The sequence below is a fragment of the Mucilaginibacter sp. genome, from assembly GCF_965201005.1.
Taxonomy (GTDB): Bacteria; Bacteroidota; Bacteroidia; order Sphingobacteriales; family Sphingobacteriaceae; genus Mucilaginibacter_A.
The window spans coordinates 2987398-3009950 of sequence record NZ_OZ241747.1 but is presented as its reverse complement, the minus strand read 5'-3'; the positions used below and the strand labels follow the sequence as shown (position 1 = coordinate 3009950).

Below are 22553 nucleotides of genomic sequence, written 5' to 3'. Positions count from 1 at the left end.
ACACACATGAGTGTAGTTCCGAGGCCTGTTAATATCCTATTGGTTGACGATGATGAGATAAATAATTTCATCACTGTTAAGCTGATAAAAAAGGCATTTCCTGATGCAACCATCAGCACTTGTTTGAACGGAAGGCTGGCGATAGAAAAATTAAAGATGCTTTTTGCAGAATGCCCGGAAAAAATACCGGATTTCATTCTTTTGGACATTAACATGCCGATTATGAACGGCTGGGAGTTTTTGGAAGAGTATAAAGCCTCAAACCTCGACCCGGAAAAAAAAATCACCATTTACATTCTGTCTTCTTCGGTTTTTAGCAACGATATTGACAAAGCCAAAACCTATGAATCTGTTGCAAACTTCATATCAAAACCGCTCAATATAGAGTCGATAAAAGAAGTGTTCACATTGATGAACTTTCAAAATAACTAAATTTAATTATTTTCTACCTGCAATTTTACAATGCTTCTTTTATGCCTATAAATTTTACTTTTTGATTTCTGCCGATCCAAACCACCAAAATTTAGCCGGTAAAAGAAGCATATAAAAAGCATTGGGCAAAATTTGAATAAGCCCGGAATCCAGTTTAGTTTCTGCCGAAAATCCCAATGCTTCTTTTATGCCGGTAAATTTGGTTTTGTAATAATTACAGATCAAAAACGTCTGAAAACCAACAAAATTTAGACCGTAAAAGAAGCATTGCGTTAATCCTAGATTTCCAAGAACCGTTAAGCCTTTATACTTTCTACTTTAAAGCCATTTTGGTTGCTTACTTTTCCAATAGCCAGGTTTTTTGCATGATAAAACAAGCAGACCCAATCTTCCGCGGCGGCTTGTTTGCCAAACTCTTCGCGTAATTCCATGGCTTTGCGTCCGTCAAAATCATATTTGGCCGCAAACCTGCGCACCAGTTGCTCCGGCTCCGGCAGCACATCGCCGCCAAAAAAATAAATCTGACCGTTACTTTTAATTTTAAAAACCTGATGAAAAGGGCAATGTGCGCCAGTCAATTCGTAAGAAATCCCTTCTTTCAAAATTCCGCTGCCTTCCACCAAAGTTATCTGGGCCGATCGTTGCAAAACCTCAAAAATCGGTTCTTTGTACGAGGCAGATTTTCCCGAAAAACCAAACTCCCATTCGCCACGCTGAACAATGTGTTCTGCATCCGGAAAAGCAGGTTCCATGCGGCCGTTCCGCTCCAAAACCAAACCGCCGGTATGGTCATTATGCAGGTGTGACATCAGCACTAAAGTTACCTCTTCCGGCTCAAAACCGGCCTGGCGGATGTTGTCGTGCAGCATCAGTTCGCCATTCGGGTTTTTAAAACCCAAACCGGCATCCATCAAAATTAAATCTTGCTCTGTTTTAAGTAAAAATGGCTGTACGTGGATAAAAATAGAACCTTTGCGGTCCTGCGGATGATCGGTAAGCGGATTGAAAGGGACGAATTTTTTGCTCAGATCAACCGAAAAAGAACCTTCGCCCAACGCATGTATTTTCATAAGAATGCTAAAATCTGTTAAAACCGGCAGAATGATAAGTCAATAATTATCTTTACTGTTTAAAAACTTTAAAAATATGCAAAAACGTTGGATAATGGAGCAGGAGGGCAGCCGGCAGCAGGTTTCAGATCTGGCGGAAGCGTTGCAGATTGATGAAGTTTTGAGCCGTTTATTAGTGCAGCGCGGCATAAGATCTTATGAAGATGCGCGCTATTTTTTCCGGCCTGATTTGGGCCATCTGCATGATCCGTTTTTAATGCAGGACATGGAAAAAGCTGTTTTGCGGATTGAAAAAGCCATCGCCCAAAACGAAAAAATTATGATTTATGGTGATTATGATGTAGATGGCACAACGGCAGTTTCTGTGGTTTACCAGTTTTTTAAAAAACGTTACAACCCTGTTTCCTTTTACATACCAAACAGATATACAGAAGGTTATGGTGTTTCTGAAGCTGGGATTGATTTTGCCGCTGAGAACGGTTTTAGTTTGATCATTGCGTTGGATTGCGGCATCAAAGCCGTAGATAAGGTAATTTATGCCGATAAAAGAAGCATCGACTTTATCATTTGCGACCATCATTTGCCCGGCGAAGAATTGCCAAAAGCAGTTGCCGTTTTAGATCCGAAAAGAAGCGATTGTGGTTATCCTTACAAAGAACTTTCGGGCTGTGGCATCGGTTTTAAACTGATCCAGGCTTATGCCGAAAAAAATAATATCCCCTGGGAAGAAGTGAACTGTTACCTGGATCTGGTGGCCGTCAGCATTGCCTGTGATCTGGTGCATATTAATGGCGAAAACCGCACGCTTACTGCTTTTGGCCTGGAAAAACTGAACAACAATCCGTCTATCGGTTTAAAAGCTTTGATGAATGTTTCCGGCCGGGCAGAGCATTATACAGTTTCTGATGTGGTTTTTTCAATCGGTCCGCGCATCAACGCCGCCGGTCGTATCGATGATGCCAAACATGCCGTTAATTTGCTGATTTCGGATTGCAGCAACGCCGCTTCGGATTTCGGCACTTCCATCAACCTGAAAAATACCGAACGAAAAGAGCATGACCTGAGCATTACAGGCGAAGCTTTAAACATGATCGACAAAAACCCGGCAATGCTGAAACGCCGGTCAACAGTAGTTTACCAAAAACACTGGCACAAAGGCGTAATTGGAATTGTGGCATCACGGCTGATCGAAAAATATTACCGGCCAACAATCGTCCTCACGCAAAGCAACGGGCATGTGGCCGGTTCAGCGCGTTCGGTGCACGGTTTTGATTTGTATGAAGCGTTGTGCAGTTGCAGTGATTTGCTGCTGCAGTTTGGCGGACATAAATACGCGGCGGGCTTGACCATGCTTCCCGAAAACGTACCGGCTTTCAGCGAGCGTTTTGAGCAGGTGGTTTCTTCGGCGATTACAGAAGAGCAAATGGTGCAGCGCATTAAAATTGATGCGGAACTTAACCTGAACGAGATCAGCGGCAAATTTTACCGGATTTTAAAGCAGTTTTCGCCATTCGGGCCGGAAAACATGACCCCGGTTTTCCTGACCAAAAATGTGTATGTTAGCGGTTCTGCAAGTTTAGTAGGCCAAAATCATCTTAAAATGTGTGTGATGCAGGAAGGTTCAGCGGTTTACAGCTGCATTGGTTTTGGTTTAGGCGAAGATATTTTATCCCTTAAAAACAGTATGCCTTTTGATATTTGTTATACCATTGAAGAAAATGTTTGGCGCGAACAACGCACACTTCAACTGAACATTAAAGGGATCCGGATTTCGGGACCTGCAATTAGCTAAACCAAAAACATGATTTTAAGAGCAGAAAACCTCATCAAAAAATACAAACAGCGAACCGTTGTAAACGATGTGACTTTTGATGTAAAACAAGGCGAAATTGTAGGTTTGCTTGGCCCGAACGGTGCCGGAAAAACCACTTCTTTTTACATGATTGTGGGTTTGATCAAACCAAACGAAGGCAATATTTACCTGGAAGATGAGAATATAACCGATGCACCGATGTACCGCCGCGCACAAAAAGGGATTGGTTACCTGGCGCAGGAAGCTTCGGTTTTCCGCAAGCTCTCGGTAGAGGATAATATCCGTGCCGTACTGGAAATGGGCAAAATGAACCCGGCCGGACAAAAAGACAAACTGGAAGAACTGATCGAAGAATTTAGCTTGCAAAAAGTGCGTAAAAATCGCGGCGATCTGCTTTCCGGAGGAGAACGCCGCCGTACCGAAATTGCGCGCGCCCTGGCGGCCGAACCAAAATTTATTTTGCTGGATGAACCTTTTGCCGGTGTTGACCCGATTGCGGTGGAAGAAATACAGTATATGGTGGCCAAACTACGCACACGCAACATCGGGATTTTGATTACCGACCATAACGTACAGGAAACTTTATCCATCACAGACAGGGCTTACCTGCTTTTTGAAGGCAAGATTTTACGCTACGGCGAGCCGGAGGTTTTGGCCGATGATCCGGTTGTGCGCAAATTGTATCTCGGTTCTAATTTCGTTTTGAAAAGAAAAACTTTCGCTTAATTTTTATGACTTTTATCAATTCGTTGGTTACCTGGATCATGAAAAAGCGGATGCACCAGATCGAGCTTTTTATCAAATATCCGAATGAAGTGCAGCAGGAATGGTTCAAAAACCTGATCGACAGTGCAGAAAATACCGAATGGGGCAAAAAATATGGCTATAAAAACATGGTCAGCGTTGATGATTTCCGCCAGCGTTTCCCCATCCAAACCTACGATACACTAAAACCATATATTGAACGAATGATGGCCGGTGAGCAAAATGTGCTTTGGCCATCTGAAGTAAAATGGTTTGCCAAATCCTCCGGCACCACCAGCGACCGCAGCAAGTTTATCCCTGTGAGTGAGGAAGCGATGGAAGAATGCCATTTTAAAGGTGGCAAAGATATGATTACGCTGTATTGCAACAATCGCCCGGAAGCCAAACTTTTTACCGGCAAAACGCTGGTTTTGGGTGGAAGCCATCAAATCAATCAGCTTAACCCGGATGCATATTATGGCGATCTTTCGGCCGTGCTGCTTAAAAACCTGCCGCTTTGGGCAGAGTTTTACAGAACGCCGGAACTGGCCATCACGCTTTTGGAAAACTATGAAGAGAAGATCGAAAAAATTGCCCAGATCACGCAGCACGTCAACGTTACCGGCATCAGCGGCGTGCCTACGTGGAACATTGTGCTGGCCAAACGCCTTTTAGAGCTTACCGGCAAAGATAACCTGCTGGAAATCTGGCCGAACCTGGAACTTTACGTGCATGGCGCAGTTTCATTTACGCCTTACCGTGATCATTTTAAAAAACTGATCCCGAAAGACGATATGTATTATATGGAAACTTATAATGCATCGGAAGGGTTTTTTGGCATCCAGGACCAATCTGATTCTGAGGAAATGCTGCTGATGCTGGATTACGGTGTTTTTTACGAATTTTTGCCGTTGGAAAACCTGTTCGACAATGACCCAAAAACCAAACTGCTGGATGATGTGGAAACGGGTGTTAACTACGCTTTGATCATCAGTACAAATTCCGGTTTATGGCGATATATGATCGGCGATACGGTGCAATTTACTTCACTTTCGCCGTTTCGGATCAGGATTACCGGCCGCACCAAACATTTCATCAATGCTTTTGGCGAAGAAGTGATTGTTGACAACAGCGAACGTGCGCTAAAAGAAGCTTGCCGGCAAACCGATGCCATTATCCGTGAATATACTGCTGCACCGATTTATTTTGAAGGAAACAATTCCGGCGGCCACGAGTGGATCATCGAATTTGAACAGCAACCCAGCAACAAAGAAAGTTTTAAGCTGATCTTGGATGAAACGCTGCGTAAAATCAACTCTGATTATGATGCCAAGCGTTTTAAAGACATGGCTTTAAAGCCGCCGCTGGTCCACTTTGCCCCGGAAGGAACTTTTTACAACTGGATGAAACTGAAAGGCAAATTAGGCGGCCAGCACAAAGTGCCGCGCCTGGCCAATAACCGCGAGTATGTGGATTCTATTTTAAAACTGATGAACGGAGTAATGGTGTAAATTACTAAAACACAGGATTTGCTGATCGCTGCCGCAAACCCTTTTACCAGTTTTTATATGGATAAAAGAAGCATCATTTAAACAGATGCTTCTTTTACCACCTATTTTTAAGGATGGGTTTTAAACAGTAATTTATTCAAACCAAAACAAAAATAACCATGCTGTTTTTACCGGTCAGTTTACGGTAAGCTGCACTTTTTGAATGGTATGCGCACTAAAATAACCCAGCGCGCTATTGCTGATGTTGGAAACCGGATTGGCCGGCGTGGTAGATGCACCACCGCGGTTTTGGTTCTGGCTTAGCCCGTTCCAGTATTGGTAAATATTCCAGTCGATGCATTGCATTTCAATCACCACAATATCGCCTTTTTCCAGGTTCAGATCGTTGTCAAGTAAATTGCGGTTTACGTTGCGGCCGTTGGTCAATTGATCGGTATAAATGAAATAATTGGTTGAGGGTGTGTTGTTTACCGTTAACAAAAACCGGTAATAATTGGTTTCTGCCACCGGATCGGTATAAGTAACTGTAACTGATTTAAACTCTTTCCCAACAAAAGAAGTGGTTTCTATGCCCAAAGAATCCAGTTTTACCGGAATGGGCATGGTAGAAGTTGCTGTATAAACCTGCCCGTTGTAATTAATGTTAAGCTGATAAGTCCTGTTGGCCTGCCCTCTTAAACCCGTAGTGATATAATTGCCGGGCGATGCTTCTTTTAGCGGGTAAATATTGCCGTTGCTGGAGATTGTAACTGTGGCACCGCTTACGGCCGGGAAATTACTGGCATCGGTAATGGCAACCGATTTTGAAATTTTGACCGTTTGCGTATTACTGCCGTTGGTTACATTTCCCTCGATCACCAGCTGCTGGCCGGCGTTGTTAAAATCAATCTGAATCACTTTTTTGCACGATAAAAGAAGCATGGCCGAAACCAGTATCGTAAAAAACGTTGTTTTGGGCGGATCGAATTTCATAAATTAAAACTTAAAATTCCAGGTTACAGATGGGATAATGCCAAACAGTGCTGTTTGTTCTGCTTCGGTTCGGCCGGGGTTTTTCGGGTCATCTTTAAACTCGATCACGTAAGCATTATGATGATCGTAGGCATTGTAAAAACCAAAAGTCCAGCTCGAATGGTATTTAGGATGAGGTTTCCCTTCCAGCGTAGCGCCCAAATCCAAACGGTGATAAGCGGGCATCCGGTAGCCGTTCCGTTCCGAATAATAAAAAGTAGTTTCACCGTTTAAGGTATATTTTCCGCTTGGGAAGGTGATGGCGTTGCCGGTGCTGTACACAAACGTTCCGGAAAAAGTCCAGCGTTTGTTGAGTTTATAAATCCCAACAGCCGAAATATCGTGCGTGCGGTCTTGTTTGGAAGGGAAATAAGTATCGTTGTTGATGCCGTCAAACTTCCTTTCCGTGCGCGATAAGGTGTAGCCCAGCCAGCCGGTAAAAATCCCGGTTTTCTTTTTCAGGAAAAACTCAATGCCATAAGCCCGGCCAACGCCATACAGCAACTGCGATTCTACATCATCATTGGCGCGCAGTTGGGCCGCATTTTTATAATCAATCTGGTTTTGCATGGCCTTGTAATATACTTCCGAAGAAAACTCGTAAACGCCGTCTTTAAAATTCCGGTAATAACCCAGTGCTTCCTGATCGGCAATTTCAGTTTTGATGTTGTTGCTGCTCATCACCCATAAATCTGTTGGCAAAGTTGAGGTAGAATTGGACAGCAAATGCAGATTTTGCGTGTTGCGCGCGTAGCTGGCTTTAATGGAACTGACAGAATCCAGCCGGTAACTGGCCGAAATGCGCGGTTCCGGATTGATATAAGTTTTTACGATTTTGCCCGAACTGTACGTGTCGGAAGTTTTGATCGAAGCATCCGCGTTGTAAGTATTGAACGTGCCCGGGCCAAGCAGCGAAAATGTGTTTAAACGCAGGCCATAAACCAGGTTCAAACGATCATTGGCCCGCCATTCATCAGAAATATAAGCAGAAATTTCGGCACCAAACCGGTTTTCGATGGTTTTGGTATTGAAGCTGGAAGTGGCCGAAGTGGTAATTTCTCCGGGCGCAATGGTGTGATAAACGGCATCCAAACCAAAGCGCAGCAAATGCTTGTCGTTGGCATAGTACTGGAAATCTTCTTTCAGTTCCTCGTCCTGAATTTTGGATGTTACCTTAAAATCCTGGTTATCGGTGGAGTTTTGGATGGTATAATTGTAATTGCTGTAGATCAGCGTGGTGTTGGAAAACAGCTTATCACTAAAAAGATGGTTTAAACGGAGCGTGCCGGTTTGATTGCCCCAGTTCAGGTTGAAAGTGCTGCCTAAACCAAGTACATCTTTGCCGGTGTATCCGGATAAATAAATGGTGTTTTTATCATTTAAACGATAATTTGCTTTCAGGTTAAGGTCATAAAAATACAGCGAGCTTTGTTTTAAAGTGCTGTCGCTGGATGCTTTCAAAAATAAATCGGCATAAGTGCGCCGCCCGCTGATCATAAACGAACCGCGGTCTTTCACAATCGGCCCTTCCACTTTTAACCGCGAGGCAATCAAACCGATGCCGCCTTCCGCCGTATATTCTTTCTGGTTGCCGTCGTTCATTTTTATATCAACTACAGAAGCCAGCCTTCCTCCATATTGCGCGGGCATGTTGCCTTTGTACACGTTTACGTCTTTTATTGCATCAGAATTAAAGGTGGAAAAAAAGCCCAGCAAGTGCGAGGCGTTGTAAACAGTGGCTTCGTCCAGCAAAATCAGGTTTTGGTCTGATGAGCCGCCGCGGACATAAAAACCACTGTTTCCTTCCCCGGCAGATTTGATCCCGGGCAGCAGTTGCAGGGTTTTCAACACATCCTTTTCGCCCAAAAGTACCGGCACGTTTTTAATTTCGGTGATGCTGATGGCCTGCAAACCCATCTGCGGGTTGGTAACCTGCTCGTTTTTGTTCTGCCTGCCGCTAATCACCACTTCATTTAAAGTAGAGCCCGGACTCAAAGCAATGTTCAGCCTTAAATTTTTCCGCAGATCAACATTTTTAACCTGCGTAGTGTAGCCTGTATAGCTGATTTGCAGTTGGTAAACACCTGCCGATGCCGATAAAGAATAAAAACCATAACTGTTGCTGCTGGTGCCGCTGCCATTAATCTCCAGAAACCGGATGCTGGCACCAATTAATGTTTCGCCGGTTGTGGCATCTTTCACCACGCCGCTAACCGTCAATTTTACCTGTGCAAAAACAGCATCAGGGTTGGTGAAAGCGAAAACCAAAACTAAAATAAAACATAAAAAACGGCTATGTTTAAAACAGATTGATGGATATGGAAAAAAGTAATGGTATAATTTCATGTATCAAATCAAAGATAGCCTTCCTGCAACCAAATCAGGCTGTATAATTTGGGTTGATTTTATGGAGTGTGATGATAACAACAATATTTTGCTGATATTATCTGCCGAAATTATTTTATACAGATATGAGGTTCGTTTCCTTCGAAATTTACAAATATTCTATCCCGATAGAGCCTTTTACCATTGCAACCGGCACGATGGAGTATGCACAAAACCTGTTTGTGCGGGCGCATACCGATGCAGGTTTAACCGGCGTGGGCGAATGTTCGGCCTTCCCGATGATTGTAGGCGAAACCCAGGCCACCTGCTACGAAATGGCCAAAGATTTTGCCGCTTTGTGGAAAGGTAAAGATGCGCTGGACATTGAAGCCCGAATGGCCGAACTGCATCTATACACGGCCAAAAATTATACGGTAAAAAGTGCATTCGATATGCTTTTGTATGATCTGGCGGCCAAAAATGTAAATCAGCCCTTGTACCAATTTCTGGGTGGGGAAAAAAGAAAGATCGAAACCGACATCACCATTGGCATTGCCGCACCGGAAGCGATGGCGGCTTCGGCTTTGAAATTTAAAATGCAGGGTTATCAAAAGATCAAAGTTAAATTAGGCAAAAAGCCGCAGGAAGATTTGGAGCGCATCAGGCAAATCCGCCAAACCATCGGTCCGGAAATTAAGTTGCAATTGGATGCCAACCAGGGCTGGGGTTTTGACGATGCTGTTTTTACCCTGCAAAATTTGGCGCAATATGATATTGAGTTTTGCGAGCAGCCCATGCGCACTTACAATGATGAACGGCTGCCCGAACTTTGCCAGCTTTCGCCAATTGCCATAATGGCCGATGAAAGTGTTTACACGCACCATGATGCCGAACGGATCATCCGGAATAAAGCGGCCAGATACATCAATATCAAGCTTGCCAAAAGCGGCGGCATCCACGAAGCCATTAAAATAAACCAGATTGCCGAACAAAATAACATACGCTGTATGCAAGGCGGAATGTTGGAAAGCCGTTTGGCTTTAACGGCCAATGTTCATTTTGCCATGGCTTTTAAAAATATCTGTTTTTTTGATTTAGATACGTGTTTATTAGGGCATTTGGCTGATCCGGTAATTGGTGGCTGCAAGTACAATATCATGGAAATACTGCTGGATGATACGCCGGGGATCGGGGCTGATGTTGACCAGGATTATTTGGATAAATTGGAAAGTATAATTATATAAAATTGTATATGTAATGCCGATAAAAAATCTAAAAACCCAATCCAAACTTGCATACTGTTTTTATGCTATAATTTTTGCAAGTATCACCGGTTGCAGCCATCAGATTACACAACACAAAATCAGTAAAATTTTCAATAATTCCGCCATTAACCAAAATCATTTTACAGGTTTTGCTTTGTATGATCAGGATAAAAGGAAAATGATCTTTGCACAAAATGAAAGCAAATATTTTACACCGGCATCCAATACCAAACTTTTTACTTTTTATACGGCATTGCAAATGCTGGGCGATTCTATTCCCGGTTTGCGTTACCTGGAGCGAAATGATTCGTTGATTTTTTGGGGAACAGGCGATCCTTCTCTTTTGCATTCTGCTTTAAAATCAACCAAAGTTTATGATCTGCTGAAGGAAAGCCCTAAGAAGCTGTTTTTTGCAGACAATAATTATCAGGGAAATTTTTATGGTGAAGGCTGGCCTTACGGTGATTACAATGATTATTATCAGGCAGAAATAAACGCAATGCCAATTGAAGATAATGTGGCAAAGTTTCAGGCTGATGCACAAGGAAACTTACAAGTTAAACCGGCTTACTTTCAATCCAAGTTACAACCGGATACTTCTTTTAAGCCTAAAAATTATATGGTAAAAAGAGCATTGTTTGAAAACTGGTTTATGTATCCGACTGGTAAAATCCCATCTAAGTTTAAGCAGGAAATCCCATGGAAAACAAGCCCGGAACTAACCATTTCTTTGTTGCAGGATAGTTTGAAAAAACCGGTTGGACTGGTAAAGTTGGATATGCCAAAAAATGCCAAAACTTTATATAGTATTGCTTCGGATTCTGTTTACAAGTACATGCTTTTGCCAAGTGATAATTTTATTGCCGAGCAGTTGTTATTGGTTTGTTCATCCAAACTTAGCGGAAATTTAAGTACACAAGCTGCAATCAATTTCAGCAAAAAACACTTTTTAAATGATTTGCCTGATGAACCGCAATGGTCAGACGGTTCGGGTTTATCGCGCCAAGATTTGTTTACGCCGCAAACGCTGGTTGCGCTGCTGCAAAAAATCAGGCTAAAAATCAACAACGACCCAAAACTACATAGTTTATTGCCCTCAGGCGGCGTTTCCGGCACATTGCGCAACACTTATAAAACGGACAACGGCGTTCCGTTTGTTTGGGGCAAAACCGGTTCATTAAGCAATGTTTACAACCAAAGCGGCTACTTAGTTACGCGGAAAGGTAAAAAGCTGATTTTCTCCTACATGAACAATAATTTCATCCAGCCTACGGCTGCAATCCGTGCCGAAATAGCGCGTATCATTACCGAAATCCATAATCGGTTTTAAGCCGGTTTCCGTTACTTACAAAGTAATATTTTTAAGTACTAAAACTATTGTTTTAAGGCAACTGTTACTTTCTAAATAAAACCAAAAATAATTTTTTTATGAAAGCAGCAGTTTTTCACAAACCAGGTGATATTAGTTATGATACCGTTCCGGACCCGAAAATTGAAGACGCGGGCGATGTGATTTTAAGGGTTACATCCACGGCAATCTGCGGTTCGGATTTGCATATTTTTGACGGTGGAATCCCTCAAACCAAAGATATGATTGTGGGCCACGAGTTTATGGGAATTGTGGAAGAAGTTGGCCCATCCGTAAAAAACCTGAAAAAAGGCGACCGGGTGGTAGTCCCTTTCCCGATTGCCTGTGGCCATTGCTTTTTTTGTCAGCACGGAGCCACGCCGCATTGCGAAAATTCTAACTACGAGCATTACGGCCCGGATGGCGATTTGCTGGATCAAAAAGGTGCCGCTTTGTTTGGTTACACGGATTTATATGGCGGTTATTCCGGCGGACAGGCAGAATACGTGCGTGTGCCTTATGCCGATGTCAGTCCGCGTAAAGTACCAGATAACATGACAGACGAACAGGTGCTGTTTTTAACGGACATTTTTCCAACTGGCTGGTCTGCAATAGATTGGGCACAGTTAAAAGCTGGCGAAACGGTTGCCATATTTGGTTCTGGCCCGGTTGGTTTGATGGCTCAAAAAGCTGCCTGGATCAATGGTGCAGGACGGGTGATTGCCATCGATCCTGAAAATTACCGCCTGAAAAGAGCAAAAGACGTGAATAAGGTAGAAACCTTAAACCCGCACGATGTGGATGTGGTGGAAGCCATCCGTGAGATGACGGGCGGCCGCGGTGCCGATGTTTGCGTGGATGCGGTAGGTTTTGAAGCCGAACGTTCATTTCTGGATAAAGTAAAAGCCACCGTTAACTTTGAAAAAGGAACCATGAAAGTGCTGGATATGTGTTTCCGGGCCGTGCGCCGTTCTGGTACGGTAACAGTTGTGGGCGTTTACGGTACGCCGTTTGATAATTTCCCGGTTCACCGCATGTTTGATAAAGGTATCACCATTAAACAAGGCCAGGCACCGGTTTTAAACTATATCGATCATTTAATAGAACTGGTAACTACCGAAAAAGTGGTTTTGGATGATATTATTTCGCACCGTTTGCCGCTAAGCGAAGTGGCTCATGGTTATGATATTTTTAAAAATAAAGAAGATGATTGTGTAAAAGTGGTGTTAACTCCTTGATTTTAATTTATTTATAATGAAAAATCCTCTGTGCTTTAAATAAAGTACAGGGGGTTTTTTATGTGGTAAAAGAAGCATGTTTGTTAGTGTGATTGGTGTGCCGGTAGTGTAGCTCTGCGTGAGGGATTGCAGTGGAAAGCCCGCAAGCGCAGCGCGGACTTGCAACGGAAAGCCCGACCCGAAGGGGCACGCCCAAACTATTTTTTAAAAAAAAGCGGGGAGTGAGGATGAAAATATAAAATCCAATATTTATACCGATAAAAACAGCATCCAGCCAAACATTCAAATAAAAAATTAATTTACCTTTATTTCAAAAACAACAAATATGAAAAAATCAATTCTACCTATAATTTGCGCATTTTTAAGTTTTGCACTTTCTGGCTGCGGCTTGGTTGAAGGTGCTTTTAAAGCTGGTTTAATTTTCGGGCTGATTATTATTGCTGTAATCGGATTGATCATTTATTTGCTGCGAATCGTTATTATCCAGTTGGCTAAATTGCCTGTATTTAAGAATGCACGCACCAATTTTTAGTCGATAAAAGAAGCATTGCCAATAAACAATGCTTCTTTTACCAGGCTAAATTTGCCACATGCCGGGCGTTTCCCGGTATTGTGTTATTTGTTCAATCGCTTCCTCAACTTCTTCCGAGGTTAATCCCTGTCCTTCTGCGGCTTCATAATTAAAAAGTTTGCCGGGTAACTCAAAAGTTATCATCCCTAAATAATCAGGATCTTTTTTCTTTTCCAGCAAAAGTTCAGTTGCTTTACTGTCAATCTGTTGCTGATTGATTGGCTGTTTATAGCCATAAATGCTGTAAGTGTAGGTTAAAACCGGGTGGCCGTCTAAGTGCGCCTGGGCATCCGGGATAATCATTAAAGGGTGCGTTGCGCCTACGGTGATGAAAATAGGTTGCATAATTTATTCATTTATCGCTTTTAAAAACGCGCTTAAAAACATAAAGTTTAAATATTAAATTGTGCAGCTAAGTTTCTTGCATAAACACGTATTTATCTATCCAAAAGTTCAGTATTAATACTTAACGGGTAGTTTTTAGCAGTGTTTAATTTTGGCCTTCATCTACTTTATTAATCAAAAAGATAATCAACCTAAATTTCCAGGTTTATTATGTGCTTTTTTTGCCTGATAATTTATGGTCAACCCATCATCGTTATTATTAACCTTTACAGCGCATGACCCACGACTTTGTTTTGCTTTTGATGTAAGCACCAAACAGTTTATCTATGCAAATGCTGCGTTCGAAGCTTTTTTCAACATTAAATTTGAACAGGTTTCTGCCAGAATATTGTTAAAAATGATCCATCCGGAAGATTTGGATTATTTAAAAGATAGTTACAGCAGCTTAAAACCCGGTTCGTTTAAAAACAACATTGAGTTTAGGATGCAGTTGCCGCAAGGTAAAGAATGCTATTTAAAATCAAGTTTGTTGTATGATGTTCAGGCAGACGGGCAGGATACAAAACATATTTTAACGGGTTATCTGGAGGATATTACGGCCGAAAAAGATCATATAAACAAACTGAACGAGTATTCTAACAAAAAAAATTCTGTTTTAAATATACTTTCTCATGATTTGGCCGGGCCGTTGGGTTCTATCCAAAATTTGTCGGCCTTGATCTCCCGAAAAACAAAATTGCTGGAAGATGAAGATATAAAAAAATGGCTTGATCTGATTGAGAAAATCAGTAAAAAAAGCATCAACCTGATTCAGGAATTTGTAAAGCAAGAATTTATAGAATCTGCGGGAGCGGCTTTAGTAAAAAAACGGGTTAATCTGGTTAATGCCTTGAAATCGTTGGTTGGTGAATATCTGGAATCTGAAAAACAGATGAGTTTAAAGTTTGATTTACAGATTAGTAACGAACCGGTTTTTGCTGAGATAGATGAAGCCAAGTTTTTGCAGGCAATCAGCAATTTAATTTCCAATGCTGTAAAATTTACACCTGATGATGGAAAAATTACAATTGGTTTAGAAGAACAGGAAACAACCGTGCGGATTACAATTGCAGATACAGGCATCGGTATTCCGCAAAAATTTCATGCAGGTTTGTTTGATAAATTTAACAACGCCTGCAGAACCGGTTTAAAAGGCGAACCATCGGTAGGTTTGGGCATGTCGATCATTAAAACCATTATTGATTGGCACGAAGGCAAAATCTGGTTTGAAAGCGAAGAAAATAACGGCAGTAAATTTTATATCGAAATAAAAAAAGGGTAATTAGTTTTAAAACTAAAAACCCTGAACTTGGATAAAAAGTTCAGGGTTTTTTATGCGATAAAAACAGCATTGTTTATTTATCTTTATTAACAGGTTCCTGCTGTTTTTTCATCATATCGGCAACCAAATGGTCGGGTGTTAAATTCGTCACGCCGATCATCGCTTTGTTTTTGAAACCGGAAATCACCATATCATTGCCAGACATTAACGCTTCATAACCATCTTTGGCCACATCTGCAGCACTGGACATGCTGCCATCCTGCACAATTTTAGAATCGTTCATGTCTGCTTTGTTAAAAAAGTCAGTTTCGGTAGCACCCGGCAGCAAGGCGGTAATGGTTATGCCGTTGTCTTTGTTTTCAGAACGAATGGCCTCCGTAAATGATTGGATAAATGCCTTTGTACCATGATAAACTGCCTGATATGGCCCGGGCGTTTTACCGGCGATGGAAGACAGATTCAGGATTTTTCCATCTTTGCGGGCAATCATCTCCTTTAAAAAAGGTTTTGTTAAAGCGATCGTTGCACCAATGTTCAGCTGGATGATCTCTAATTCGCGATCGATCTCAGTTTCGGAAAATAAACCATACTGACCTTGTCCGGCATCGTTCACCAAAACATCGATCCTGATATTTTTAGATTTGATTTCGTTGTAGATTTCCATCGGGGCTTCGCGGTTAAACAAATCTTTGGCAATGGTAACCACTTCAATGCCAGACTGTTTAAGTTCTGCGGAAGTTTTTTCCAGTTCTTCGGTATTTCTTGCAACGATCACTAAGTTGTATTGATCTTTTGCAAATAATTTGGCCAGTTCATAACCGATGCCGCTGGTTGCGCCGGTAATCAGCGCGTATTTTTGATTAATGTCCATACTGTTTTTATGAGGTAAAAATTAATTAGTTGATTAGTTTTGGAAAACGGGTTTTCTGTTGGTTTGGATAATCCGGAAGAAATCCATATATCTTGTTTAAAAAACGCATTTTATGCCCTGCGGTTTTTAAAAAATCAAACAAAATTGGCGTAATCGAACCTGACCGTACACAACTGTAAATGGTAAAAACATGTGTTTGTTAGTGGCGGACTGGTTTTTGGCCGATCAAATTACAACTGATATTTGTGTGGTTTTGAAAAATAATTTTATCAGGAACCGATACTGTTTTTATCAACCTAAAATCAAAAATTCTTTTTTCAGGATTATATATTGTAAACATATATGTTGTAACTTATAGCTGAAAAAAATTAGATTAACAGGCCGAAAAAATCAAATTATGATCAAGCTGTTCAATTCCTTTTTTTAAATTCTGATGCTTCTTTTAGCACTAAAATTTTGGTGTTTTATCTTTATTACAAAACAAATAATGGCCCGCTGCTTTTTTAGGTGATAAAAGAAGCACCGTTAAATAAATCCAATAAATTAAAAAAGATAATGAAAGCAATTTTAAAACCCCGTTATAAACATGTTAGAAATATTTAAACAAAACCTGGGCGACTATAACGTTGCGCCGGTTCCGGCATTGGCAGAACCGGTAGCAATCTGCCTGAACATTAACGGCCAGGACCATCAGCTAAAAGTTGCGCCCTGGGTGAGTTTGCTGGATGCCCTGCGCGAATACGTTGGTTTTACCGGTACAAAAAAAGGCTGCGACCATGGCCAATGCGGTGCCTGTACGGTTTTGGTTGATGGTGTGCGCATAAATTCGTGCCTTACTTTGGCCGTAATGCGCGACGGGCAACAGATTACCACAATAGAAGGCTTATCGCATGGCGAAATATTGCACCCGATGCAGCAGGCTTTTATAAAACACGATGCTTTTCAGTGCGGTTATTGCACACCGGGACAAATTTGTTCGGCCGTTGGGATGATGAACGAAGGAAAAGCCAACACACAGGATGAAATTAAAGAAATGATGAGCGGAAACATTTGCCGCTGCGGTGCTTATACCAACATCAACGCCGCCATTTTAGAAGTGAAAGGAGCAGCACATGAATAGTTTTACCTATAAAAGAGCAGGTGATGTGGCCGAAGCGGTGGCAGAAATCAGCAAAAACACCAATTCTAAATTTATTGCCGGTGGTACCAATCTGCTGGATTTGATGAAAGAAAATGTGGAACGGCCGGATGAACTGATTGATTTGAACCACATCACTTTAAAAGAAATTGAAGATACGGAAGATGGCGGCCTGCGTTTGGGCGCACTGCAAACCAACGCCGTTACCGCATGGAATGAGCAGGTAGAAACACGTTATCCGCTGTTGTCCAAAGCAATTTTGGCCGGTGCTTCGCCGCAGCTTAGAAACATGGCCACCAACGGCGGCAACTTGTTTCAGCGCACACGCTGTTATTATTTTTATGATCTGGCAACGCCCTGCAACAAGCGCCAGCCGGGCAGCGGCTGTTCGGCCATTGGCGGTTACAACCGTATTCACGCCATTTTGGGCACGAGTGAGGCTTGTATCGCCACGCATCCTTCTGATATGTGTGTGGCTTTGGCTGCGCTGGATGCAAAAGTAAATGTAACCGGTAAAAACGGCGACCGGGTGGTTGATTTTGCAGATTTTCATCGCCTGCCGGGCGATGAGCCACAGTTTGACAATACTTTGCAACCGGATGATGTGGTGACTTCCATTGATCTGCCTAAAAATAATCTGGTAAAAAATGTAGTTTATTTAAAACTGCGTGACCGGCAATCGTATGCATTTGCGCTGGTTTCTGTGGCTGCGGCTTTGGAGATGGAAGGCGGGGCAATTAAAGATATCCGTTTGGCGCTGGGCGGTGTGGCTCACAAACCCTGGAGGGATAAAGATGCTGAAAGTGAGCTTATTGGTAAACAGGCCTCAGCAGAAAACTTCAAAATGCTTGCTGAAACAGTATTAAAAGATGCAAAGGGTTTTGGTGATAATACCTTCAAAATCGAACTGGCCAAACGTGCCATCGTGCGGGCTTTTACAGATGCGGCCAAAATCGTTTAAGTCAAAATTTACCTGATAAAAGAAGTATCACCCCAAAAAACTAAAAAATGAAAACCGATTATATAGGAAAACCAGTTGACCGTGTAGATGGCCCGCTGAAAGTGACCGGTAAAGCCAAATACGCAGCAGAATTTGGTGCCGATGGATTGACGTATGGCTACGTGGTTTCGAGCAATATAGCCAGCGGAAAAATCAAAAATATCAACTCGATGCCAGCACTGGAACTAAAAGGTGTATTACAGGTATTTACGCATGAAAACGTACCCACGCTGGCTTGGTTTGATAAAAGTTATAAAGATGATGATGCTGTGGACGGATCGCCTTTCCGGCCGTTGCACAGCGCAAAAATCACGCATAGTATGCAGCCGGTTGCTTTGGTTGTTGCAGATACTTTTGAACTGGCGCGCTATGCAGCTTCGTTGATAGAAGTAACGTATGATGAAGACGCGCATACCACAAATCTGGAGCAGAACCTTTCCAAATCTTTTAAAGCACCAACCGGAAAAACGGGTTATAAACCGCCGGTTTCCCGCGGTAACGCGGAGGAAGCTTTTGCAAAAGCACCGGTGAAAATAGAATCGACCTACATCCACAGTGCCGAACATCATAATCCGATGGAAATTTTTGCCACTACGGTAATTGTAGAGCCAGACGGTAAATTAACCATTTACGATAAAACGCAGGGCGTAACCAACTGCCTGAATTATGTAACCAAAATTTTTGGTTTATCTGCAAATGAAGTGCGCGTTATGTCGCCATTTATGGGCGGTGGTTTTGGTTCCGGTTTGCGGCCGCAGTACCAATTGTTCCTGGCTGTTTTGGCTGCGCAGGAACTGAAACGGTCTGTGCGCGTATCGTTGACAAGGCAGCAAATGTTTTCTTTCGGGCATCGGCCGGCAAATGTGCAGCAACTGGCTTTAAGTGCTGATCAGGACGGTACACTGCAATCTATCACACACAAAGCTTACGGCGAAACTTCCTTGTTCGAGAATTATACAGAAGCGGTAGTTAACTGGGCAGGTTTATTATATCAGTGTGAAAATGTGAACGTTGATTATCAGTTAGTTAAGCTGAATACTTATACGCCGATGGATATGCGCGCGCCGGGTTCTGCAAGCGGGATGCACGCCATTGAAAGTGCGATGGATGAACTGGCTTATAAATTGAAAATGGACCCGCTGGCACTGAGGTTGAAAAATTATGCCGAGCGGGATCAGAACGATAAAAAACCTTTTTCCAGCAAAGCGTTGCGGGCCTGTTATCAGGAAGGTGCAGCCAAATTTGGATGGGATAAAAGAAGTATGGAACCCCGCTCTATGCGGGAAGGCAACACATTGATTGGCTGGGGAATGGCCACCGGCGTTTGGGATGCCCTCCAGATGAAAGCCGCTGCAAAAGCAGTTTTGACGGCCGATGGAAAACTGATTGTAGGCAGCGGAACATCCGACATCGGAACGGGGACTTATACCATCATGACGCAGATTGCCGCTCAAACGCTTGGCTTGCCGCTGGAAGATGTAACCTTTAAACTGGGCGATACTTTGTTGTCGGAAGCACCGTTGCAAGGCGGTTCCTGGACGGCAGCTTCTGTCGGTTCGGCCGTGCTGGCAGCTTGTGAAGCGATCAAAGAAAAGGTTTTTAAACTCGCCCAAAAACTTAAAAACTCGCCTTTTACAGATGCAGATCTGCAGCAGGTTAGTTTTGATGGCGGCCTTATCACGCATAAACTGGATGCCTCTAAAGCTATAGAAATTGTAACTGTTATGAAGCAAAGCGGTGAAGTAAGCATTGAAGAGGAAGCAACCAACATACCAAACCTGCTGCACATGCTGGAATACTCTTTTAACACGCACAGTGCTGTTTTTGTAGAGGTAAAAGTGGACGAGGATTTAGGGACAGTAATCGTTTCGCGCGTGGTGAGCGCGATTGCCGGCGGAAAAGTCCTCAACCCCAAAACAGCCCGCAGCCAGATTTTAGGGGCAGTGGTTTGGGGCATTGGTATGGCTTTGGAAGAAGAGTCGGTGATAGATAACAATTTTGGCCGTTTTATGAACCATAACCTGGCCGAATATCATGTGGCCGTAAACAAAGATATCAATGATATCGAGGTGATTTTTGTAGAAGAAAAAGACGACGTGATCAACCCTTTAGGCATTAAAGGATTGGGCGAAATCGGGATTGTGGGCGTGGCCGGTGCGGTTGCCAACGCTGTTTTCCATGCTACCGGAAAGCGCGTCCGCCAATTACCGATTACGCTGGATAAAGTGTTGGGACTGGAAAAAGAAGTAGAACTGAACTTTTAAACAATCCAGCTTTAAACACCAATTTTAGGTCGATAAAAGAAGTATCGTTTCAGCTTCCTTTCCAAAGGAGAAGGTCGGGGTGAGGCAACATACTTCTTTTATCAACCTTTTTTTGTAGAAGAAGAAACCATACTTTGGTATAAATCAATCAGTTGCTGCCGTATTTTTTCCTGATCAAACTGTTTGATCAACTCCTCAGAAAGCTTTAAACCTTGCGTATAAAACAAAGGTTCGTTTAATAATTTTCGGATGATCTGAATGAAATCTTCCGTTGTTTTTGCTTTAAGATAAGGCTGCTCATACAAAAGCCCGTACTCACGGATGTCACGATAAACCACAGGCATTCCGCAGGCGGCAGCTTCCAAAGGTGCCAGCGGGCAGTTTTCCTGATAAGAAGTAAAAAGCAGCATATCTGCCGCGGCATAAATGGCGGGCATATCGGCCAGATCAAACAAACCGGGGAAATGAATATGTGCCGATGCTGTTTTTATGCGGTTATTTATCCGCTCAATGCCTTCTGTAAATTTGCCAAACGGGCGGCCACCTACCCAGATAAACGCGGCTTCGGGCAGGGCTTCGGCGATAGCCAGAAAATCTTCCACACCTTTTCGGCTTTGCAGCTGGCCAACGCCCAAAACCACTTTTTTATCAACAGAAAGCTTTAATAACCGGCGGCCTTTTTGCCGGTTTTCTTCGGTACGTTTCCATTTGCCGATCAAAACCGGGTTGTAAATTTTTACAATTTTAGTTTTTACGCCCAACTTCAAAATTGCATCTTCCACCATCGGCGAAAGCGCAATTACCACATTGGCATAAGAAAAAACGCGTTTAAAAAACCAGTTGGCCAGTGGTGCCAGGTGTTTCCACATCGGCAGCGAACCTTTGATCGAATCCGGGATCACGTGCGCGGTATGGATGCGGCGGCCTTTGTATTTGCGGCCTTTCCAAAAATAATAAGGCCCGTAAGTGTGGCAATGCATCAGGTCGCCATATCCTTCCTCGTTGACAACTACTTGTATATCAGTTTTTTCGCGTAATAATTCTACCTGCTCTACAAATGCGGTATGCACGCCCTGGCCTTTCATTACAAAAATTGTTTCAGAAACTAAGTGTATTTTCAGCATATATTTCGGCAGGTTCAGGGTTGAGGGTTTGCGGATAAATCAGCTTTTTTAGGGCGAAAACGGCGGATGATAAAAAACGCCGCCACCAGCAGTATTATGGCCAGTACAACGTATTTCACCGTTTCCAGTTTACCTGCAACCTGCGCCCAATATGGCCCGAGGAAAAAACCGGTAATAACGTAAGTGCAGGTAACCAGGCAGGCCGTGATGAAGGTAACCGGTACATAACTTTTTGGTTTGATGTGCAGCAGGCCCACAATCACCGAAATATAACCCCGGATGAACGGCGTAACGCGTCCGAGAAAGATCGTCCACATGCCGCCGTTGGAAACTTTGGCCGAAAGCTTGTTGATTTTTTGGGTTGATAACGGAAACCATTTGGGTTTATGCTGAAGAATATAGGGCCCAAAAAAATAAAACGTTGTAAACAGCATGTTTGCCCCCAGAAAATCCGCCGTAACAATGCACAACAAAACCAGGTACAGTTTAAGTGTGCCGCTAAAAGCCAGATAACCGGAAAACAGCATCAGCAACTCGTTGGGCAGCGGTGTTGGGATACCGATTTCCTGAACCAGTATCAGTACAAAAATGGCCAGGTAACCATATTGATTGATGTATTGCAGAAATTGCGCCGGCATAATGCGCTAAAATTAATATGTTTTGATCGAAAACGGTCATCCTGAATATTTTATTACATGGGATTTTAATTATAAAAGAAGTAAGGACTGTAATGGGGGCGAAACCTGGTTTCTACTTTCGTTATCGTTAAATTATAGTACAAAAACTAACATCTTATTGACAGTTGACCAAATTTTACCTCATAAAAGAAGCATTAACAGAAATATTTTTTCGCTGCTTCCAAATCATGATCATTTTTTTATAAAAGATAAGTTGCAACAGCCCAAATAACGCGTTGTGCGGATGAACCATACTGTTTTTATGCCTGTAAAAACAGTATAGCCAAAGATTTTTCAACAATCATTATCAAGTAAAAGCTAAATGAAGTATTTTATGGTCAATTTAATTTTATGTTGATTAATTTTTTGTTATCCTGCAATCTTTTTCTCAATATAAAGTTAAAACTTTTGCTAAATGCTGCATTTTAGGATTTTGCTTCAATAAGAAGTTGATTTCTGTTATCGAATAATTGCGATCTAAGTAA

Annotated in this window: 19 protein-coding genes; 11 read left to right on the top strand and 8 right to left on the bottom strand. The window is 42.5% G+C overall.

The window, feature by feature from the left end; all coding sequences use genetic code 11:
• Nucleotides 1–6 precede the first annotated feature (6 nt).
• Entirely contained in the window at nt 7–432 is a 426-nt protein-coding gene (locus tag ACOFKR_RS13755; RefSeq protein ID WP_419801379.1) for a response regulator, read from the top strand.
• A gap of 296 nt (nt 433–728) precedes the next feature.
• Here ACOFKR_RS13755 and ACOFKR_RS13750 read toward each other — a convergent pair whose 3' ends face one another.
• The gene (locus tag ACOFKR_RS13750; protein WP_419801378.1) at nt 729–1502 is read right to left on the bottom strand and encodes an MBL fold metallo-hydrolase; all 774 of its coding nucleotides are present in this window, start codon (nt 1500–1502) and stop codon (nt 729–731) included.
• Nucleotides 1503–1578: 76 nt separating this feature from the next.
• Here ACOFKR_RS13750 and recJ point away from each other — a divergent pair, with 76 nt between their 5' ends.
• The 3 genes from recJ to ACOFKR_RS13735 are packed head-to-tail and all read left to right on the top strand — an operon-like array spanning nt 1579 to nt 5570.
• Nucleotides 1579–3294, top strand: coding sequence for a single-stranded-DNA-specific exonuclease RecJ (gene recJ, locus ACOFKR_RS13745; protein WP_419801377.1), 1716 nt, complete (start codon nt 1579–1581; stop codon nt 3292–3294).
• Nucleotides 3295–3303: 9 nt separating this feature from the next.
• Nucleotides 3304–4041: an LPS export ABC transporter ATP-binding protein gene (lptB, locus tag ACOFKR_RS13740; protein WP_419801376.1), complete on the top strand. Its 738-nt coding sequence runs from the start codon at nt 3304–3306 to the stop codon at nt 4039–4041.
• Nucleotides 4042–4046: 5 nt separating this feature from the next.
• Nucleotides 4047–5570 carry a GH3 auxin-responsive promoter family protein gene (locus ACOFKR_RS13735; RefSeq protein ID WP_419801375.1) on the top strand — a complete coding sequence of 508 codons (1524 nt, stop codon included), beginning with the start codon at nt 4047–4049 and terminating at the stop codon, nt 5568–5570.
• Nucleotides 5571–5744: 174 nt separating this feature from the next.
• Here the strand turns inward: ACOFKR_RS13735 and ACOFKR_RS13730 are convergent, their stop codons facing one another.
• Nucleotides 5745–6542, bottom strand: a complete 798-nt coding sequence (locus ACOFKR_RS13730; RefSeq protein WP_419801374.1) for a DUF4249 domain-containing protein — start codon at nt 6540–6542, stop codon at nt 5745–5747.
• 3 nt (nt 6543–6545) lie between these two features.
• Entirely contained in the window at nt 6546–8927 is a 2382-nt protein-coding gene (locus ACOFKR_RS13725) for a TonB-dependent receptor (RefSeq protein WP_419801373.1), read from the bottom strand.
• A 125-nt stretch (nt 8928–9052) separates the two neighbouring features.
• Between ACOFKR_RS13725 and ACOFKR_RS13720 the strand changes: the two genes are divergently transcribed.
• From ACOFKR_RS13720 to ACOFKR_RS13710, 3 genes are all read left to right on the top strand, one after another.
• Nucleotides 9053–10150 (top strand): mandelate racemase/muconate lactonizing enzyme family protein, encoded by a 1098-nt coding sequence (locus ACOFKR_RS13720; RefSeq protein ID WP_419801372.1) that lies wholly within the window; start codon nt 9053–9055, stop codon nt 10148–10150.
• A 13-nt stretch (nt 10151–10163) separates the two neighbouring features.
• Complete coding sequence (locus ACOFKR_RS13715) at nt 10164–11501, top strand: D-alanyl-D-alanine carboxypeptidase/D-alanyl-D-alanine-endopeptidase (protein WP_419801371.1); 1338 nt, start codon at nt 10164–10166, stop codon at nt 11499–11501.
• A 98-nt stretch (nt 11502–11599) separates the two neighbouring features.
• Nucleotides 11600–12757, top strand: coding sequence for a zinc-dependent alcohol dehydrogenase (locus tag ACOFKR_RS13710; RefSeq protein ID WP_419801370.1), 1158 nt, complete (start codon nt 11600–11602; stop codon nt 12755–12757).
• 294 nt (nt 12758–13051) lie between these two features.
• Here ACOFKR_RS13710 and ACOFKR_RS13705 read toward each other — a convergent pair whose 3' ends face one another.
• Together ACOFKR_RS13705 and ACOFKR_RS13700 are read right to left on the bottom strand one after the other, a co-directional pair.
• Nucleotides 13052–13216 carry a hypothetical protein gene (locus ACOFKR_RS13705; RefSeq protein WP_419801369.1) on the bottom strand — a complete coding sequence of 55 codons (165 nt, stop codon included), beginning with the start codon at nt 13214–13216 and terminating at the stop codon, nt 13052–13054.
• Between the two features lie 118 nt (nt 13217–13334).
• The gene (locus ACOFKR_RS13700) at nt 13335–13673 is read right to left on the bottom strand and encodes a hypothetical protein (RefSeq protein WP_419801368.1); all 339 of its coding nucleotides are present in this window, start codon (nt 13671–13673) and stop codon (nt 13335–13337) included.
• A gap of 235 nt (nt 13674–13908) precedes the next feature.
• Between ACOFKR_RS13700 and ACOFKR_RS13695 the strand changes: the two genes are divergently transcribed.
• A complete protein-coding gene (locus ACOFKR_RS13695; RefSeq protein ID WP_419801367.1) occupies nt 13909–14994 on the top strand; it encodes an ATP-binding protein in 1086 nt (361 codons plus the stop codon).
• A 73-nt stretch (nt 14995–15067) separates the two neighbouring features.
• On the opposite strand, the gene ACOFKR_RS13690 is transcribed toward ACOFKR_RS13695, so the two are convergent.
• The gene (locus ACOFKR_RS13690) at nt 15068–15865 is read right to left on the bottom strand and encodes an SDR family NAD(P)-dependent oxidoreductase (protein WP_419801366.1); all 798 of its coding nucleotides are present in this window, start codon (nt 15863–15865) and stop codon (nt 15068–15070) included.
• A 586-nt stretch (nt 15866–16451) separates the two neighbouring features.
• Between ACOFKR_RS13690 and ACOFKR_RS13685 the strand changes: the two genes are divergently transcribed.
• Genes ACOFKR_RS13685 through ACOFKR_RS13675 form a run of 3 tightly spaced genes read left to right on the top strand, consistent with a single transcriptional unit; the run spans nt 16452 to nt 20267 of the window.
• Nucleotides 16452–16985: a (2Fe-2S)-binding protein gene (locus ACOFKR_RS13685; protein WP_419801365.1), complete on the top strand. Its 534-nt coding sequence runs from the start codon at nt 16452–16454 to the stop codon at nt 16983–16985.
• Nucleotides 16978–17964, top strand: a complete 987-nt coding sequence (locus ACOFKR_RS13680; protein ID WP_419801364.1) for an FAD binding domain-containing protein — start codon at nt 16978–16980, stop codon at nt 17962–17964. The genes ACOFKR_RS13685 and ACOFKR_RS13680 overlap by 8 nt, the downstream gene beginning before the upstream one ends.
• A 47-nt stretch (nt 17965–18011) precedes the next feature.
• Nucleotides 18012–20267, top strand: a complete 2256-nt coding sequence (locus ACOFKR_RS13675; RefSeq protein WP_419801363.1) for a xanthine dehydrogenase family protein molybdopterin-binding subunit — start codon at nt 18012–18014, stop codon at nt 20265–20267.
• Between the two features lie 101 nt (nt 20268–20368).
• Here the strand turns inward: ACOFKR_RS13675 and ACOFKR_RS13670 are convergent, their stop codons facing one another.
• Nucleotides 20369–21391 (bottom strand): glycosyltransferase family 4 protein, encoded by a 1023-nt coding sequence (locus ACOFKR_RS13670; RefSeq protein WP_419801362.1) that lies wholly within the window; start codon nt 21389–21391, stop codon nt 20369–20371.
• Between the two features lie 14 nt (nt 21392–21405).
• The gene (locus tag ACOFKR_RS13665; protein WP_419801361.1) at nt 21406–22029 is read right to left on the bottom strand and encodes a DedA family protein; all 624 of its coding nucleotides are present in this window, start codon (nt 22027–22029) and stop codon (nt 21406–21408) included.
• Nucleotides 22030–22553 lie beyond the last annotated feature (524 nt).